This window comes from Amycolatopsis sp. WGS_07 (genome assembly GCF_045278895.1).
Lineage (GTDB): Bacteria > Actinomycetota > Actinomycetes > Mycobacteriales > Pseudonocardiaceae > Amycolatopsis.
Genome location: NZ_CP136053.1, coordinates 9,990,330 through 10,006,695 on the forward strand (window position 1 = coordinate 9,990,330; position 16,366 = coordinate 10,006,695).

Sequence of the window (16,366 nt, forward strand, 5' to 3'; positions counted from 1 at the left end):
GTGGGAAGGTCGGCAGAGATGACAGAGACTCCCCAGACTTCCGGGAGCCCCCGGAACTCCGGGGCCCATGAACCGGATTTCGTCCCGGCGAGCGAGGTCGCGGCGCTGGAGCGGCTGCTCGCGGCGGTGCACGACCTCGGCGACGGCAACTTCCGGCGGCGCTTCGTCGCGCACGGCGACGGGATCACCGCGCGGCTCGCGTCGGCGTTCAACGACATCGCCGAACGCAACCAGCGGCTGGTGACCGAACTCATGCGGGTTCGCGGCGAAGTGGGTCAAGAAGGCAAGCTCACCGAGCGCGTGCGCGCCGAAATCGGCCCCGGCGGCTGGGCCACCGCCGTCGACACGGTCAACGGGCTGATCGAGGACGTCAGCCGTCCGGTCGTGGAGCTGGACCGGGTGCTCGGCGCGGTCGCCGAGGGCGATCTGTCGCAGCCGATGGCGCTGCAGCTGGACGGCCGTCCGCTGCGCGGGCAGTACGCCGAGCTGGCGAAGACCGTGAACGGCCTCAACGCGCAGCTGTCGCGGTTCGCCGCCGAGGTGATCCGGCTGTCCCGCGAGATCGCCGGCGAAGGCCGCCTCGGCGGCCAGGCCGAGGTCCCCGGCGTGGCCGGCACGTGGCGCGACCTCACCGACTCGGTCAACTTCCTCGCCGACAACCTCACCGAGCAGGTCCGCAACATCGCCTCGGTCACCACCGCGGTGGCCCGCGGCGACCTCACGCAGAAGATCAACGTCGACGCCCGGGGCGAGATCCTCGAACTCAAGAACACCATCAACACGATGGTCGACCAGCTCTCGTCGTTCGCCGACGAGGTCACCCGGGTCTCGCGCGAGGTCGGGTCCGAGGGACGGCTGGGCGGCCAGGCGCGCGTGCCCGGCGTCGCGGGCACCTGGCGCGATCTCACCGACTCGGTGAACCTGATGGCGGACAACCTGACCGACCAGGTCCGCAACATCTCGCAGGTCGCCACGGCGGTCGCGGCGGGCGATCTGACGAAGAAGATCGACGTCGACGCGCGCGGCGAGATCCTGCAGCTCAAGACGACGCTGAACACGATGGTCGACCAGCTCTCGTCCTTCGCCGACGAGGTAACCCGAGTCGCCCGCGAGGTCGGCAGCGACGGCCGCCTCGGCGGTCAGGCGGAGGTCCCCGGCGCGGCGGGTACCTGGCGCGGGCTGACCGACTCGGTCAACCAGATGGCCGACAATCTGACGGACCAGGTCCGGAACATCTCGCACGTGACCACCGCGGTCGCGAAGGGCGACCTGACGCAGAAGATCACCGTGGACGCGCGGGGCGAGATCCTCGAACTCAAGACCACGATGAACACGATGGTCGACCAGCTCTCGTCCTTCGCCGACGAAGTCACCCGAGTCGCCCGCGAAGTGGGTACCGAAGGGCAGCTGGGCGGCCAGGCCACCGTGCCCGGGGTCGCCGGCATCTGGCGCGACCTGACCGGCTCGGTGAACTTCATGGCCAACAACCTCACCGCGCAGGTCCGCAACATCGCGCAGGTCGCGACGGCGGTGGCGCGCGGCGACCTGACGAAGAAGATCGCGGTCGACGCCAAGGGCGAGATCCTCGAACTCAAGACCACGCTGAACACGATGGTCGACCAGCTGTCCGCCTTCGCCGACGAAGTCACCCGCGTGTCCCGCGAAGTCGGCACGGACGGGAAGCTCGGCGGCCAGGCGACCGTGCCGGGCGTCGCGGGCACCTGGAAGGACCTCACCGACAACGTCAACTTCATGGCCAACAACCTGACCGAGCAGGTGCGGAACATTTCGCACGTCACCTCGGCAGTGGCCCGCGGCGACCTGACGCAGAAGATCACCGTCGACGCGCGCGGCGAGATCCTGGAACTCAAGAACATCCTGAACACGATGGTCGACCAGCTGTCCGCGTTCGCGGACGAAGTCACCCGTGTTGCCCGCGAAGTCGGCACCGAAGGCAGACTGGGCGGCCAGGCGCGCGTGCCCGGCGTCGCGGGGATCTGGAAGGACCTCACCGACAACGTCAACGTCATGGCGGACAACCTCACCGTGCAGGTGCGGAGCATCGCCACGATGGCGAGCGCGGTCGCGAACGGCGACCTGTCGAAGAAGATCTCCATCGACGCGGCGGGCGAGGTCGCGGCGCTGGCCGGGACGCTGAACGACATGGTCGAGACGCTGCGCGCGTTCGCCGACGAGGTCACCCGGGTCGCCCGCGAGGTCGGCACGGAAGGCATCCTCGGCGGTCAGGCGCGGGTGCCCGGCGTGGCCGGGACCTGGAAGGACCTGACCGAGAACGTCAACTTCATGGCGCACAACCTGACCAGCCAGGTGCGGAACATCTCCCAGGTCACCACGGCGGTCGCGCGCGGCGATCTGTCCCGCAAGATCGACGTCGACGCCCGGGGCGAGATCCTCGAACTCAAGACGACGATGAACACGATGGTCGACCAGCTGTCCGCGTTCGCCGCGGAGGTCACCCGCGTGGCGCGAGAGGTCGGCACCGAGGGCAAGCTGGGCGGCCAGGCCGAGGTCGAGGGCGTGTCCGGCACCTGGAAGCGGCTGACCGAGAGCGTGAACCAGCTGGCGGGCAACCTGACCACGCAGGTCCGCGCGATCGGCCAGGTCGCGACGGCGGTGACCGCGGGCGATCTGACCCGGCACATCACCGTGGACGCGTCCGGCGAGCTGGCGGACCTCAAGGACAACATCAACCAGATGATCGCGAACCTCAAGGAGACCACCTCCGCGAACCGCGAACAGGACTGGCTGAAGACGAACCTCGCGCGGCTGTCCGGGCGGATGCAGGGCCACCGCGACCTCGCGTCGGTGGCGACGCTGATCCTGTCCGAGCTGGCCCCGCTGGTGAGCGCGCAGCAGGGCGCGTTCTTCATCGCCCACGACGACGAGGACGGCGGCGACCCGGACAAGCTGCTCGACTGCATCGCCGCCTACGGGCTCGCCCAGGCCCGCACCGGGCTGCGCTTCCGGCTCGGCGAATCGCTCATCGGCCAGGCCGCCGTGGACCGGCGGACAATACTGGTCAACGGCGCTCCCCCGGAGTACGCGCTGGTGTCGTCCGGGCTCGGCTCGGCTCCGCCGGTGAACGTGATCGTGCTGCCGGTGCTGTTCCAGGGCGAGGTGCTCGGCGTGCTGGAACTGGCGTCGGTCAACGAGTTCTCCGCGGTGCACCTGGATCTGCTGGAGCAGCTGCGGCACACGATCGGCGTCAACGTCAACACGATCCTGTCGAACTCGCGTACTGAGGCACTGCTGACCGAATCGCAGCGGCTGGCCCAGGAACTGCGCGCGCGGTCCGAGCAGTTGCAGGCCCAGCAAGGCGAACTGCGGAGGTCGAACACCGAGCTGGCCGAGAAGGCGGCGCTGCTGGCCCAGCAGAACCGCGACATCGAGGTCAAGAACATCGAGATCGAGCAGGCCCGCCAGGAGCTGGAGGAACGCGCCGGGCAGCTGACGGTCGCGTCGCAGTACAAGAACGAGTTCATGGCGAACATGTCGCACGAGCTGCGAACTCCGCTCAACAGCGCGCTGATCCTGGCGAAACTGCTGTCGGAGAACCCGGAGGGCAACCTCACCGAGAAGCAGATCCAGTTCGCGAAGACGATCTGGGCGGCCGGGTCCGACCTGCAGCAGCTGATCAACGACATCCTCGATCTCGCGAAGGTCGAGGCCGGGAAGCTGGACCTGCAGATGTCCGACGTGACGCTGCCGGAGCTGGTCAACTACGTCGAATCCCTGTGCCGCCCGCTGACCGCGGACAAGGGCCTGGAGTTCGCGGTCCTGATCGACCCGCCGGTGCCGGGCAGCGTGCACACCGACGAGCACCGCCTGCAGCAGGTGCTGCGGAACCTGCTGTCGAACGCCGCGAAGTTCACCGACGAGGGCGGCGTGCGCCTGCACATCCGGATGGCAGACCCCGAGGAAGTCGAGCAGGAGTCTCTGCGCTCGGCGGCCGGCATCATCGCGTTCGGCGTCGAGGACACCGGCATCGGCATCCCCGAGGAGAAGCTGGAAGTCATCTTCGACGCCTTCCGCCAGGCGGACGGAACCACCAGCCGCAAGTACGGCGGCACCGGTCTGGGCCTGTCGATCAGCCAGCAGCTGACGGAGCTGCTGAGCGGCGAACTGCGCGTCAGCAGCGTCCCCGGCCGAGGCAGCACCTTCACGCTGTACCTGCCGGTCGGCGCGGCGAACCTGATCGCCCCGACGACCCCCGTGCGCCCCACGCCGAAGCTGCCGGTCCTGCCGAGCACCATCACGGTGGCCGAACCGAACAGCGCCCCGAAACGCTTCAACGGCGAAAAGGTCCTGATCGTCGACGACGACCTGCGCAACGTCTTCGCCCTAGCCGCGGTCCTGGAACAGGCGGGCCTGGAAGTCATCTACGCCGACACCGGCGTGGCCGGAATCCGGGCCCTGGAACGCCACGAGGACACCGCGTTGGTCCTGATGGACGTGATGATGCCGGAACTGGACGGCAACGCCACCATCGCGGCAATCCGAGCCGAAGCGGCCCACGAAGACCTGCCCGTGATTGCCGTCACAGCGAAGGCGACGGAGGAAGACCGCGAACGCACCCTCGCCTCAGGTGCCGACGACTACATCACGAAGCCGGTGGACACGGATCTGCTGCTGGACGTGATCGCCGCCCGCCTGGAGGCGGACGCGGCATCGTCCGAGGTAGAAAGCTTGGAGCGGGTGACGGGAATCGAACCCGCGTAGCTAGTTTGGAAGACTAGGGCTCTACCATTGAGCTACACCCGCAGCGCCCTCGGTGACCCGGGAGCGAAGCCAGCTTAGCGTGCCCGCTAGGGTGGGTCGTACACCCCCGGGTACATGAGCTTCCGGAGGTTTCGGAAGGCTTCTTGGGGCGGGTGCCGGGATGTGGCGCAGCTTGGTAGCGCATCCGCTTTGGGAGCGGAGGGTCGCAGGTTCAAATCCTGTCATCCCGACCAGATGGGGCTGGACCTGCGGGTTCAGCCCCTTTTTCGTGCCGCCGGACGCGGTGCGGGAGCTAGCACAGCGCTCAGTGACACTCCTATTCGAGGATTTTCACATGCGCATCCGAGCCCTGAAGCCCGCTCCGCCGGCCTGGCAGGCGCTGATCGACGAGTGGGCTATGTCACTCGAGGCCGAGAACAAGAGCCCCCGGACGATCCGCGGCTACTGCGACTCCGTGCGCTTCTTCCACCTCTGGCTCGGCGACCCGGTCGCGCCGCCGGAAGCCGAGGACCCCGATGCGTGGCTCGCCTCCGTTCCGCCGGAACCGGCCGAGCCCGAAGACTACGAACCGAACCACGTCAAACGGTGGATCGCCTATCGCATTGCCACCACCAGTCCGGGCAATGCGAACAACAATTACCGGGCGCTGAGTGCGTGGTTCAACTGGCTCCTGGCCGAGGAAGAGATCGAGCACCATCCGATGGCCCGCATGAAACCGCCGCACATTCCGGACCAGCCGATCCCCATCACTCCGGTGGAATTCATCAGGCAGGTCCTCCGGGACTGCCAAGGCCGCGATTTCCACAGCCGCCGGGACGAAGCGATCATCCGGCTGATCTGGGACACCGGCGGCCGCCTCTCCGAAATTGCCAACATCGACCTGGAACGCGACCTCGACCTGACCCGTCGCGTCGTCAATGTCCTCGGCAAAGGCGGGAAATGGCGCACACTCCCCTTCAGCGCCGCCACCGGTAAAGCCCTCGGCCGTTACCTCCGCGTCCGTGCTCGCCACCCCTACGCCGACACCACCACCAGACTGTGGCTCAGCGACCACCGACGCAGCACGCCACTCTCGCCGAACGGCATCAAGATCATGCTCCGCCGCCGCGGCAACGACGCCGATGCACACGGCGTCCTCGGCCGCAATCTCCACGCACACCTCGGCCGGCACTTCCAGTCGCACACCTTCCTCAAATCCGGCGGCAGCGAAGGCGACCTAATGCTCCTCAACGGCTGGGCGACGCCGCAGATGGCCCGGAAGTACGGGGCCAGCGCCGCCACCGAACGAGCCCACGAAGCCGCCAGGAAAATCCGAGTCGGTGACGCACTTTGATCACGCTGCTTGTCACAAGCCGAGGGGCCGCGCTGTCAAGCTCGGCGATACGGACTGCGGTCGCCTGACGGAGATTCAGCGTTCCAGGAGGACGGTGTCGTGCCCAAGCACAGGCGCGTTCGGTGATGCGTTTATGGACCCCCGCGGCAATGGCTGGCTGAGCGGTGCGAGGCTGGCACCCTCTTCGCTGGAGATCGAGGTTTGCGCGACGCAGCATCCGCGGTCTTCCTCGGCGTGTACGCCGATGTTCCGGTGACCCGGGAGTCGGCAGAAACGGAGGTCGCAACGGCCCAACTGAGCGCAGCCTCCAGCGCGTGGTTGCTGTGTCGGTAGAGCTTGCGGGTTCTCGCGCGGACGGCCTGACCCGGCGACTGCCGCCGGGTCAGGCTGGTTCGCGGCCGAGGAGGGTTGCGCGGCTGTGGAATTCGCAGAGGCCGTCGAAGACCGGTCCGGTGACGGCGAGGGTTTGTTCGTCGATGCAGATCATGGACAGGCCGCGGAGGGTGACGTCGAGGCCGGGGGCTTCGCCCCAGGACCGGAACCCACGAGCGGGATCAGCATGTCGATCCATGGGCCGTGCGGGGCTACTCCCCTCCGGACGGTGCCACTCCATCATGGCCGCGACAGTTGCCGCAACCCTCGGACAAGATCATGCGGCAACGAAACCTCAGTGCGGCAACGGAAAAGCAGAATTTCGCTGCGCGAAACAACGGTCGGAGCCACTTCGAGCGCGCAGACCGGGACATGCCTTGACGGCCCGCAAGCCGCCGAACCGGCCGCGATCCGGCCGGAGTCGCTGCCCGCGGTATCCGTCGGCTCCCTTAGCCAGCCTGGTCGGTGAGGGTATTGCGCCACGCATCCCATTGTGGCCGGGCACCTTTCTGGAACGCAGCGAGGCCCGAGTCCTCTGGCGAGCGCCCCGAGGGGAGTTCGGTGTGGCGAAACCGCAAACGGCGGATCTCGTCAGGGTCGCCGCCGCTGTCGGCTCGACAGTACGCCGGAATGTGCAGGATGCCCGGAGCCCCGATTTCGGCACCGGGAAGACCGAGCACCGGGTGCGCTAGTTGGAGCGCGACGTGGGCTTGCCGCGGCTCGTCCCCGGGCCATTCGACGTTGAGGTCGAACCCACCGGTGGGCCAGGCCCGAACCCACAACGTGTGCCGCAACACCGCGATCCTCCGCACGAACCCGCTCGCGATGTCGACCGGACCGAACGCTCGACCGTAGGAAGCCAGGCTGCGAGATTCGTCCGGGGTAAGCCGTTCGGGCGACGCGTCTGCCAAACTCACCCCCTCAGGAGCTTTGAGATTGAACGCGTACCGCCATGCCGTGGCGGCCTGCCAGGCTTTCTTGCCGACCCCGACAAGCTCGACAACCGCGTCCGGGGCGTCGAGCAGGAACAGTTCGGTCGACCGGCGATGCACGCGAGCGCGCACTCCCGGAATCCCGGACACCTCTCCGTCCAGCTCGAACGGCAGCAGTTCGTGCAGCAGCGGCGGAACGGCGACCGGCACGATCCGAACCTGCAGCCGGTCTCGTCGAGGCAGGCTCGCCCCGATCACCGGGACGGGCCGGGTCAGGCTGCCTTCGGGATGGGTGTGCAGATGGTTGAACGCCTCGCTCGCGGCGGACAGCAGACCGGCCTCCAGCTCCATCTGGTCCCGGCTGTGTGCGTCCGGCAGCAGCGCTGCTCGTGCCTCAGCGGTCAAGTCGAGTTCCGGACCGAACGGTGCGGGCAAAACCGGTTCTCGAGCGAGCGAACGCAGCAACTGCAGATCCTCCGCGCGCAGCGCCGAGGTCCCTTCATGCACGGCGGCGACGGACTCTGCATGCGACTCTCCGGTCAGTTGGCCACGGAGATCGGCAAAAACACGTTCCCAGGTCACAACACAACACCTCGTCTGGCACCGGCCCGGCACAGCGCAACAAGGTTGTTTGACCTTCACGAACAACAAATGGATAGATCGTCGTGATGAGCAGCGGTGGCTGTCCAGCCGTTTCGTGGGTCACCGTCATGCTGCCGGGCATCGACGGTTCCGACGTGGCGTGTGCTCAACGCGCAGCAAGCATAACACCGTCCTCGCCCGCGCGAGCTCTCACAGCACGGGAGGTCCCTCACAAACCCAGAATCGCGCTGAGCCGGTCGGGTTCTCCCTCGGTCCGTACGTGTCAGGGATACTTGGCCGATGGGGCAGGAGCGGGCGGCGGACAGGGCGGTCGACAACGCTGCGGGCGATGTATCCGGGTCGTTGGTGCAGGCCGGTTCCTTTCAGGATCTGCATATTCACGGATCCGGGCGGAGAGCGGTGTCGCTGCCGTACCGCTTCGGGGTCGTGCCACCGCTTGCCGCCGCGTTCCGACAGCGGACGCACTCCCAGGTCATAAACCAGGTGCTGAGCCGAGCCACAGCACCGCCATCAGACGCGTCGCTGGTGATGCTCTCCGGGCTCGGCGGGGTCGGCAAGACCCAACTGGCCGTAGAGTTCGCCGAGCGGGCCTGGTCAGCCGACGAGGTGGACTTGCTGGCGTGGGTGACCGCCAGTTCCCGCGACACCATCTTGACGAGCTACGCGCGACTTGCCTACGACCTGACCGGCATCGAAGACACCGACGCAGCGGAAGGCGCGGCACGACTGCTGCAGTGGCTGTCCGCCACCGGCTGCCATTGGCTGATGGTCCTCGATGACGTTCGAAACCCCGCCGATCTGCAAGGCTTGTGGCCGCCCGCGGCCACGACCGGTAGGGCGATCGTCACGACCCGCCGAAAAGATGCGTCCCTGCGCGGCGGAAAGTGCCACTGGGTGGATGTCGAAGTCTTCGCCGAACGCGACGCCTGCGCGTACCTGGAAACCGCAGTCGGAGGCCCGCCGCGATCCGGAGAGGAATGCGCACAGCTGGCCCGGGATCTGGGATGTCTCCCGCTGGCACTAGCCCAGGCGGCGGCCTACATGATCGACCGGGACCTGTCCTTCGCTGACTACCGGAACCGGCTGGCCGACCGACGCCGCAACCTCGCCTCATTGCTGCCCGAACCCGACGCACTGCCTGACGGACACCGCGACACGGTAGCCGCGACCTGGTCCCTGTCAGTCGATCACGCCGACCAGTTGCAGCCCGCTGGCGTAGCCAGACCGCTCCTCGAACTCGCCAGCTATCTCGACCCCGGCGGCATCCCGTCCGCCGTGTTCGCCACCGACGCTGTCGCTGACCTCCTGGCGAATCGGACGGGGCGCAGAATCGACGCAGAACAGGTCCACGATGGACTGCGATGCCTGGCGAGGCTGAGCCTCCTCGCCTTGGGCTCCGACTCACCGGCCCGGGCCGTACGCGTGCACGCGCTGGTGCAACGCGCCGTGCGCGACCAGCTCAACCCAGAGAAGGCCGCGGCGATCACGCGCGCGGGCGCCAACGCATTGCTGCAAGCCTGGCCCGACGTGGAACGAGACACCGCTCTCGCTCAGGCCCTGCGCGCCAACGCAGAATCGCTCAACGCGGCCGGCGGCGAACATCTATGGACCCCTGACATCAATGGCGTGCTGTTCCGCCTCGGCCGAAGCCTCGGCGAAAGCGGATTGGCAGCCGACGCCGCCAACCACTTCCTGCGATTGCAGCACACAGCCCAGGACCGTCTCGGCACCGACCACCCCGAGACCCTGGCCGCTCGCAACAACCTCAACCTATGGCGCGGAAGGTCCGGTGACTCCGCCGCAGCAGCAACTGCGCTCGAGAAACTGGTCACCGACTATCAGCGGGTTCTAGGTCTCGACCACCACGACACACTGATCGCCCGCAACAATCTCGCCCACGCGCGCGGAGAGTCCGGTGACGCTGCGGGAGCGGCAGCTGCATTCGAGGCACTGCTCACCGACTGCCTGCGGGTATTCGGGCCCGACCACCCCGACACCCTCGTCGCCCGCAGCAACCTCGCCCGCTGGCAGGTCGAATCCGGCAATGCGACCGACGCGGTAACCGCAGGCGAGGAGCTTGTCCTCGACTATCGACGGTCCCTCGGACCCGACCACCCCCACACCCTCATCGCTCGCAACAATCTCGCCCACTCACGCGGAGAATCCGGCGACGCGGCGGGAGCCGCAGCTGCATTCGAGGAACTGCTCACCGACCGCCAGCGGGTTCTCGGACCTGACCACCCGGATACTCTTGCCGCCCGCAGCAACCTCGCATCCTGGCGAGGGGAATGCGGTGACACTGCCGGCGCAGCAGCTCTGAGCGAAGCGCTGGTCGCCGACTACTTGCGGATCCTCGGCCCCGACCACCCCGCCACCCTGGCTATTCGCAACAACTCCGCCCACTGGCGCGGGAAGTCCGGTGACGCTGCGGGAGCTGCAGCTGCATTCGAGGAGCTGGTCGCCGACTATCGGAGAATCCTCGGACCGGACCACCCTCGTACCATCGCCATCAACGCCAACCTCATCCAGTGGAAGCGTCAGCTATCCAACGGCGAATCGGACTGAACACAGTCGCTCAGACAGGGCGACTTGACTACCTGTTCCGCGCTCGAATCGCTGCTGACGACCAGTCCGGCAAACCTGTTCCGACATGCGTCCACGACTGGGCCAGCGGCAGGGTCACGGTGGGCAGTGCGATTGGCAGGGCAGGCCCGGGAAGCGCTGGTTCCATTCGGTCATGCTCAACCTCGGATACGCCACCTGACAGATCTTTCCGGCGACCGCGTCAAGGCCGGTTTACCAGAGCCCTGCGGTGTGGTCGTTGGTGCCGGTAGCGAAAGTGTGCTCGTCCGGGCTGAGCTTCACGGTGGCGACGTCGCTGCTGTCCGGCGAATATAGCCAGCGGCCGGAGGATCGCCGGATCGCTGATGTCGCACAGGCGGTCTTGTACTGGCGAACAATGAGCAGTCGGCGGCCTTGCAGGGTCGAAGGCCGCGAGCGCACCCGGTTGTCGTGGCCCGGCACACAGTGATCTGCCGTGGTTGCCACGGTCGGCCAGGTCGATAAGCCGCCACGTGCCTCGGGGGCTTTCGTTGCCACGCGGCAAGCCGTGGACCCAGCCCGGAAAGCCGGGGGCGTCCTGCCTCCGATTTTCCGGGATCAAAAGTATCGCCGCCAAGCAAAGACGCGACGAGGGCAGCCGGGTTACAAAAACAAACACTTGGAGCATCCCGCCGATGAGCGCAGCAGGAAGAGACCAATTAGGGTTCGGCCGTTTCTTTCCCATATATCGCGCTCGACGACCGCCACCGTCTACTCAGGCACCGACGACGCGCGGATGCCAAACTGATGGTTCAGGTCGTCAGCGAGTTGACGTGCTGCGCCACGCAGTGCCGTGACATCGTCCTCTGCGGAGAATTGCGCTTCTACAGGAAAACCGTTGCGGACCGCTCTCGATCCCGGAACCTGACCAAACAAGGAAGAGACATAGCCGCCGCCCAACATGTTGTCGACGGCTACCATCGGCAAAGCCCCACCGCCGTTGCCATGGAACTTGGCTCGAACCGACACCGTCCCAACCCCGCCGGTGCTGCGAACATGCAATGCCGCCAACGCGACCACTTCAACTATGAGCGCGTCAACGATTTTCACCGGCACCCGGATGACATCGCCCTTGGCTTCGTTCGCTTCCCCGCCCACGTCTCGGGGCAAGAAGACGTCTGGCCGGATCGCGAGCGCGACAGACCCATCGTGGTGCAGTTCCACTACAGCCCAGTCGATGCGCTCGTGCGGATCCGTCGAGTGATAGTTCGACCGGATGACCCAGCGCCTCAAGCCACTGCGCGGATTGAGGATCGCGCTCTCGAGAAGCTGGGTCAGCACTGCAGCTTCCCTGAGTGAGTCTCCGGCAATCTCAGCGGCCAACGCCGGCATCGCTCGCATCGTCGAGACCGCCTGTTCGGGCTCGGGTCGACCGAACAGCGGCGGGACAGGTGCGGCCGGGCGCGCGGACACGACGAGCCACGTGGCAAACCCCAAATCGCCCAGGAGTCCGTCGATCAGCCAGTCCAATGCCACCCGATCGTCGGCCCGGCGGCTGAAGCGGTCTCGGTAAGCGCGCGCCAGGAGGCTCTCGGTCATCCAGCGGGTGTCGGTCCCGTCTCGATACGGGACGCCCATCTCGTTCTTCTCCCCGACCACGTGCGGGGCGTCCGGGCTCGGCGGAACGAACACCACGATCAGCCCCTGCTCGCCGTTCTCGTCGTCAAATGCCTCGATGAGCAACCCGTCGACCATCGGCCGTATCCGCCCGTGGGCCAGTGCGCGCAGACGCTGGCGGTCACGTTCGCCGTTGGGAACGGCCGTGAGTTCCTGGGCGCGCTCGTTCTCCTCCCGGACTCCGAAGACGATCAGTCCGCCTCGGGTGTTCGCCAGCATCGCCACGTCCTTGGCAAACTCCCAGCGCTTCTTCTCAACATCAGCCGGCAACCCCTGCTTCCAATCCAGATCGACGTTCTCGGCTACCCCAGCCTCGACCGCTCGCACCACCATGGGATGAGTCAACGGTGTCGGATTCAGCCCCAGCTCAACATGAATCCGCGACCACATGATCGGCATCACACGATGTTAACCGACGAAATTCGTCACAGCTCCGTGCTGTTTCCGAAGTCCTGGAACGACCCTCTCCGAGTATGAGAGCGTCCGAAGGACATCAGCAGGTCCGTCAAGGTCCGGTGCCGCGCACCCACCCGCGCAGCTCCGCCGCCAGCCGGAGCGACCGGAGTCGATGCATGTTCATGCCAGGGCATTCGTCGGCAGCACCGGGGTCATTCGGGCAAGATCCATTGCCCGGCTCATCCCCTTTGACCCGCATCACAGCCTCTCGGAGATTCATCCCGTCCTCCTTGCCGTCGGCAAGCCTTGCATCGTCGACCTTCTCGCAGGGAAGGTGCGCACCACACTGGACACCGGGCCGAACCACCCGGCCTTCGTCACCACGTCGGCGTGCCGGACGTCGTGGTCACCAACGCCGGATACTCCGACATCGTCAGCATCGAGGACGTCGACCTGGCGTCGCTGCGCGCGGTGGTGGAGACGAACCTCTGGGGCGGCGTCCACGTGGTCAAGGCGGCGCTGCCGGTGCTGCGCGAGGCCGGCCGTGGGCACTTCGTGCAGATTTCGTCGGTGACCGGCCGTGTGGCCCCGGCGCCCGGCCTCGGCCCGTACGTGACGGCGAAGTTCGCCGCCGAGGGCTTCCTCGAAGCGCTCGCGAAAGAGATCGCGGGCTTCGGGATCCGCGTGACCATCGTCGAACCCGGCCGGATGGCCACCTCGATCGTGTCGTCGATGGCGATCCCGGAGCCGAGCGCGCCCTACGCGGGTTTGATCGCGCCGCTCGCCGACACCTACGCCAGCGGCGCTTCCGCGGAGACCGACCCAGCAGCGGCCGCCAGGTTCGTGCTCGAGGTCATCGGGCTCGACGAGCCGCCGTTGCACCCGCCTCTCGGCGGATCGGCGTTTCAGCACATCCTCGCAGCCGAGCAGAACCGGCTGGCGGAACTGGCCGAATGGGAGTCCTTCAGCCGCGCCGCGGAGCGACCTCCTGGCCATCCGTGCGCCGCGTCCTCCAGATGCTTGCTGGCCGCCCAGTCGAGAAGTGAGTTCAGCGCGGGCTCGAGCGCCGCGCCCGTCGGGGTCAGCAAGTACTCGACGCGGGGCGAGACCTGCGCGTAGTCCTTCCGGCGGACGATGCCGTCGGCCCCTCCAGGGCGTGCAGTTGCTGGATGAGCATCTTCTCCGTGGCCGCCGGGATCGCCCGCCGGAGGTCGGAGAAGCGGCGCGGCACCTGCACGAGGAGGTGGTGCGGGATCAGCAGCTTCCACCGCCCCTCGATGATCGACACGGCGTGCTCGACCCGGTCGATCGTGCACGGAAGAGCGCCACTTACTTTTTGTAGATACCGCCCATATGGTCAGCTTAGATTTAGCGTCGAACCATGACAACGTCGACCACGCAGTCCGTCGAAGAGCGCCTGCGGAGGCACTTACCTCCGCTCGCCGCGCCCCGGCATCCTGATCGAGAGTGATCCCGTCAGAGAGCCTTGTTGATTGCCGCACACAGCGAAGTCCAAGCAGTCTTCTCAGCGGCTTGCAACGCATCGAAGCCGTTGGCCTGCAGCCACCCGGAGAATGCTTTAGCTAGTCGCCACTTCGAGACCGTCTTCTTCCCGTGCTCGGCAGCGAGGATATCCACGATCGGCCGTGCAGGCTGCGCCTCAATTGCGGTGGTGCTATCCCAGCCAAGCTGCTTGGCGACCTCGCCGAGCGTTTGCCGCAACAGGTCTTCGGTCTCAGCTCCCTTGTACGTAGGGTCAATGAAGTCGCCCGTGCGCAATATCGCCCTGGTCGGCAGAAGCGCCACAAGAGAGTCCTGCTGCGCTGCCCGCGTACCCTCGTTGTCCGAGTCGAGCAATGCTGCAACAGCCAGTTTTTGACCCCAGTAGATGGTGCAGAAGTAGACGACTTTGCTGGCCGTTCCGGCTGGAATGATTGCGATGTCTTTCTTCAAAACCGGGCCGCCCACGGCACCCGCAGCTTCGTTGAGCGCGTTCAGGTAGAACATGTCTGTCACGCCCTCGCAGACAAGATTCCGCTTCTGCGAGAACATGCCCTGCGCGAGTTCGTAACCCAGCGCAGCCTGCAACGGGTAGATCGACTTCGGGTCGTCGACCTGGAGCCGCGTGTGCACCTTCGTTCCGGCTTCGCGTGATTCCATGTCCACGATCCGCACCAGGTCGAGTTCGTTCGACCCGACCATGAACGGGGAGTGCGTGGTGTAGATGATCTGATTGTGCTCGCCGAGCAGGGATATCGTGTTGCGGAACTCTTGCTGCTTGAGTGCGTGGAGACTGAGTCCGGGCTCGTCGAGAAGCAGGATCGCGTTCTTGAGGTCTTCTTGGGCCTGGGAACGGAAGACGACGAAGAAGGACACCAGCCATCGGAAGCCTTCGCTGCGCTGGTCGAGTTCGACTTCGACGCCGAGCGCGTCCTCGACCATAACCTTCAGATACTGCCCGTCAGCGACAATCCGCAACGTCATGGAGTCGTCGCCCCATACGGCCCGGATGTCCCGGGTGAGTGCGACGCTAGCGGAGTTGAGCCGGTACCCCCGGTCGTCGAGATTCCTTTGGTGTGCCGAGACCGCCGCGTCATGACTCTCGCGCGCACCGGGATCGACCTCGTAGTTGACTGGCTTCACCGGAGCCCCTGCCGCCAGTTCGGACAGTTCCTTCGCCGTGAATCCCAGCAGCTTGAGCAAGCACAGGTTCCCGAAGTCGTACTCGCCGTCGATGTCGCCGCGGGCTTGACGCGCTGCCAGCGACTCCAGGTCAATTCGCGGACGGACGGTAAAATACGTGGAATAATAGACCAGCAGCGGCAGCCGATCGATCAGAATCTTCGCCGCCGCCCGCAGAGTTTCGTCGACTTTGGACGCTGCATCCAACCGATTCCACCGGTTCATCTCGCGGTTGTCGTCCTCATCGACGAACGGAAGGACTTCCGACAGACATTTGGCCAGCGTCTGTGCCACAGCCCCCTCGATGGACTCGCTGTCCGCTTTGGCCAACATCGCGTCAAGGAGGCTCAGCGCACCCTCCGACTCCTCTCGCCTTGCTACGTAGGCGCGCATTCGAGTCAGGTCCTGGCGGACCGACTCGAAAGTCGGCGCGGACTCGAAGCCCCGGAGGCGATACCTAAGCGTATTGTCGAGGTAGCGAAAAAACGTGATAGCGGCGTTGCCGGATACAGAGCACTTGACCGGCAGCGCTGCCCTGTCCTCGGCATCGAGGCCGAACGTCACCTCCGCGACAACAACTCGCGACTTGTTCACCTTCCCGGTTTGAATGTCGTTGAGCATTGACCGGGGGTAGTCCGCCAGATAGTCGATCTCGGGGGTATCAGTTGGAGCGTTGATGGTCTGCATCGCGCGAAGAAGAGCCGTCTTCCCAGCCTCGTTGATCCCGACAAGGATCGTCTTGCCGGGCTCAACAGTAAAGGACGTGGAGTCGACGACACTCCGATAGTTTCGGATTCGGGCAGACACGATGCGCATGGCTTCCTCTCTTACGCAGCCCAGCCGCACCCGATGCTGACCATGAGGACGCGACGCTGCCCGCAGTACTTTTCAACTTGAGATGCACGGACAGCGATGCCGCCGCGAGCGCCCCTGAGTTACTACTCAGTCGTCTAACTCTCGCAAGATGTTACGTCGCGCAATCAAAATGATATCGCCGGACACGATGGGACAACGGCGGCAATGACCGCTCGCTGAGCGTCATTCTCCCCGAGGAATGCGCGGCTTGCAGGCCGTGGTCATATCGATGATC

9 protein-coding genes, 2 tRNA genes and 1 pseudogene are annotated in these 16,366 nt (G+C 66.1%); 5 read left to right on the plus strand and 7 right to left on the minus strand.

Annotated elements, in window-relative coordinates; all coding sequences use genetic code 11:
* The first annotated feature begins 18 nt into the window (after window positions 1–18).
* On the plus strand, window positions 19–4,740 hold the full coding sequence (locus tag RPX00_RS46800) for a HAMP domain-containing protein (RefSeq protein ID WP_406635797.1): 4,722 nt from the start codon (window positions 19–21) through the stop codon (window positions 4,738–4,740).
* Here the strand turns inward: RPX00_RS46800 and RPX00_RS46805 are convergent.
* A tRNA-Gly gene (locus tag RPX00_RS46805) sits at window positions 4,709–4,782 on the minus strand. The two genes, RPX00_RS46800 and RPX00_RS46805, sit on opposite strands and share 32 nt — an antisense overlap.
* A gap of 114 nt (window positions 4,783–4,896) precedes the next feature.
* On the opposite strand from RPX00_RS46805, the gene RPX00_RS46810 reads away from it, so the two are divergent.
* Window positions 4,897–4,973 (plus strand) — tRNA-Pro (locus RPX00_RS46810).
* Window positions 4,974–5,074: 101 nt separating this feature from the next.
* On the plus strand, window positions 5,075–6,073 hold the full coding sequence (locus RPX00_RS46815) for a tyrosine-type recombinase/integrase (RefSeq protein WP_406635799.1): 999 nt from the start codon (window positions 5,075–5,077) through the stop codon (window positions 6,071–6,073).
* A gap of 382 nt (window positions 6,074–6,455) precedes the next feature.
* Here RPX00_RS46815 and RPX00_RS46820 read toward each other — a convergent pair whose 3' ends face one another.
* Together RPX00_RS46820 and RPX00_RS46825 are read right to left on the minus strand one after the other, a co-directional pair.
* Window positions 6,456–6,644, minus strand: coding sequence for a hypothetical protein (locus tag RPX00_RS46820; protein WP_406635801.1), 189 nt, complete (start codon window positions 6,642–6,644; stop codon window positions 6,456–6,458).
* Between the two features lie 250 nt (window positions 6,645–6,894).
* Window positions 6,895–7,884 carry a hypothetical protein gene (locus tag RPX00_RS46825; RefSeq protein ID WP_406635803.1) on the minus strand — a complete coding sequence of 330 codons (990 nt, stop codon included), beginning with the start codon at window positions 7,882–7,884 and terminating at the stop codon, window positions 6,895–6,897.
* A 375-nt stretch (window positions 7,885–8,259) separates the two neighbouring features.
* Between RPX00_RS46825 and RPX00_RS46830 the strand changes: the two genes are divergently transcribed.
* Window positions 8,260–10,545, plus strand: coding sequence for a tetratricopeptide repeat protein (locus tag RPX00_RS46830; protein ID WP_406635805.1), 2,286 nt, complete (start codon window positions 8,260–8,262; stop codon window positions 10,543–10,545).
* Between the two features lie 747 nt (window positions 10,546–11,292).
* Here RPX00_RS46830 and RPX00_RS46835 read toward each other — a convergent pair.
* Complete coding sequence (locus RPX00_RS46835; RefSeq protein WP_406635807.1) at window positions 11,293–12,597, minus strand: helix-turn-helix domain-containing protein; 1,305 nt, start codon at window positions 12,595–12,597, stop codon at window positions 11,293–11,295.
* Between the two features lie 303 nt (window positions 12,598–12,900).
* Here RPX00_RS46835 and RPX00_RS46840 point away from each other — a divergent pair.
* Window positions 12,901–13,320 (plus strand): annotated as a pseudogene (locus tag RPX00_RS46840) (SDR family NAD(P)-dependent oxidoreductase); the annotation flags it as partial.
* A 179-nt stretch (window positions 13,321–13,499) separates the two neighbouring features.
* Here the strand turns inward: RPX00_RS46840 and RPX00_RS46845 are convergent.
* The 3 genes from RPX00_RS46845 to RPX00_RS46855 all read right to left on the minus strand — a co-directional run bounded on the left by RPX00_RS46845 (window position 13,500) and on the right by RPX00_RS46855 (window position 16,092).
* Window positions 13,500–13,682, minus strand: coding sequence for a hypothetical protein (locus RPX00_RS46845; RefSeq protein ID WP_406643329.1), 183 nt, complete (start codon window positions 13,680–13,682; stop codon window positions 13,500–13,502).
* Window positions 13,676–13,882 carry a winged helix-turn-helix transcriptional regulator gene (locus RPX00_RS46850; protein WP_406635809.1) on the minus strand — a complete coding sequence of 69 codons (207 nt, stop codon included), beginning with the start codon at window positions 13,880–13,882 and terminating at the stop codon, window positions 13,676–13,678. Before RPX00_RS46850 ends, RPX00_RS46845 begins: the two co-directional genes overlap by 7 nt.
* A gap of 188 nt (window positions 13,883–14,070) precedes the next feature.
* Window positions 14,071–16,092, minus strand: a complete 2,022-nt coding sequence (locus RPX00_RS46855) for an AAA family ATPase (protein ID WP_406635811.1) — start codon at window positions 16,090–16,092, stop codon at window positions 14,071–14,073.
* Between the last annotated feature and the right edge of the window lie 274 nt (window positions 16,093–16,366).

What these genes read in the sequence shown, in the direction of transcription:
- RPX00_RS46820 (WP_406635801.1), bottom strand. Translation starts at nt 6,644, where the DNA reads ATGGATCGACATGCTGATCCCGCTCGTGGGTTCCGGTCCTGGGGCGAA.
- RPX00_RS46815 (WP_406635799.1), top strand. Translation starts at nt 5,075, where the DNA reads ATGCGCATCCGAGCCCTGAAGCCCGCTCCGCCGGCCTGGCAGGCGCTG.
- RPX00_RS46835 (WP_406635807.1), bottom strand. Translation starts at nt 12,597, where the DNA reads ATGCCGATCATGTGGTCGCGGATTCATGTTGAGCTGGGGCTGAATCCG.
- RPX00_RS46830 (WP_406635805.1), top strand. Translation starts at nt 8,260, where the DNA reads ATGGGGCAGGAGCGGGCGGCGGACAGGGCGGTCGACAACGCTGCGGGC.
- RPX00_RS46800 (WP_406635797.1), top strand. Translation starts at nt 19, where the DNA reads ATGACAGAGACTCCCCAGACTTCCGGGAGCCCCCGGAACTCCGGGGCC.
- RPX00_RS46855 (WP_406635811.1), bottom strand. Translation starts at nt 16,092, where the DNA reads ATGCGCATCGTGTCTGCCCGAATCCGAAACTATCGGAGTGTCGTCGAC.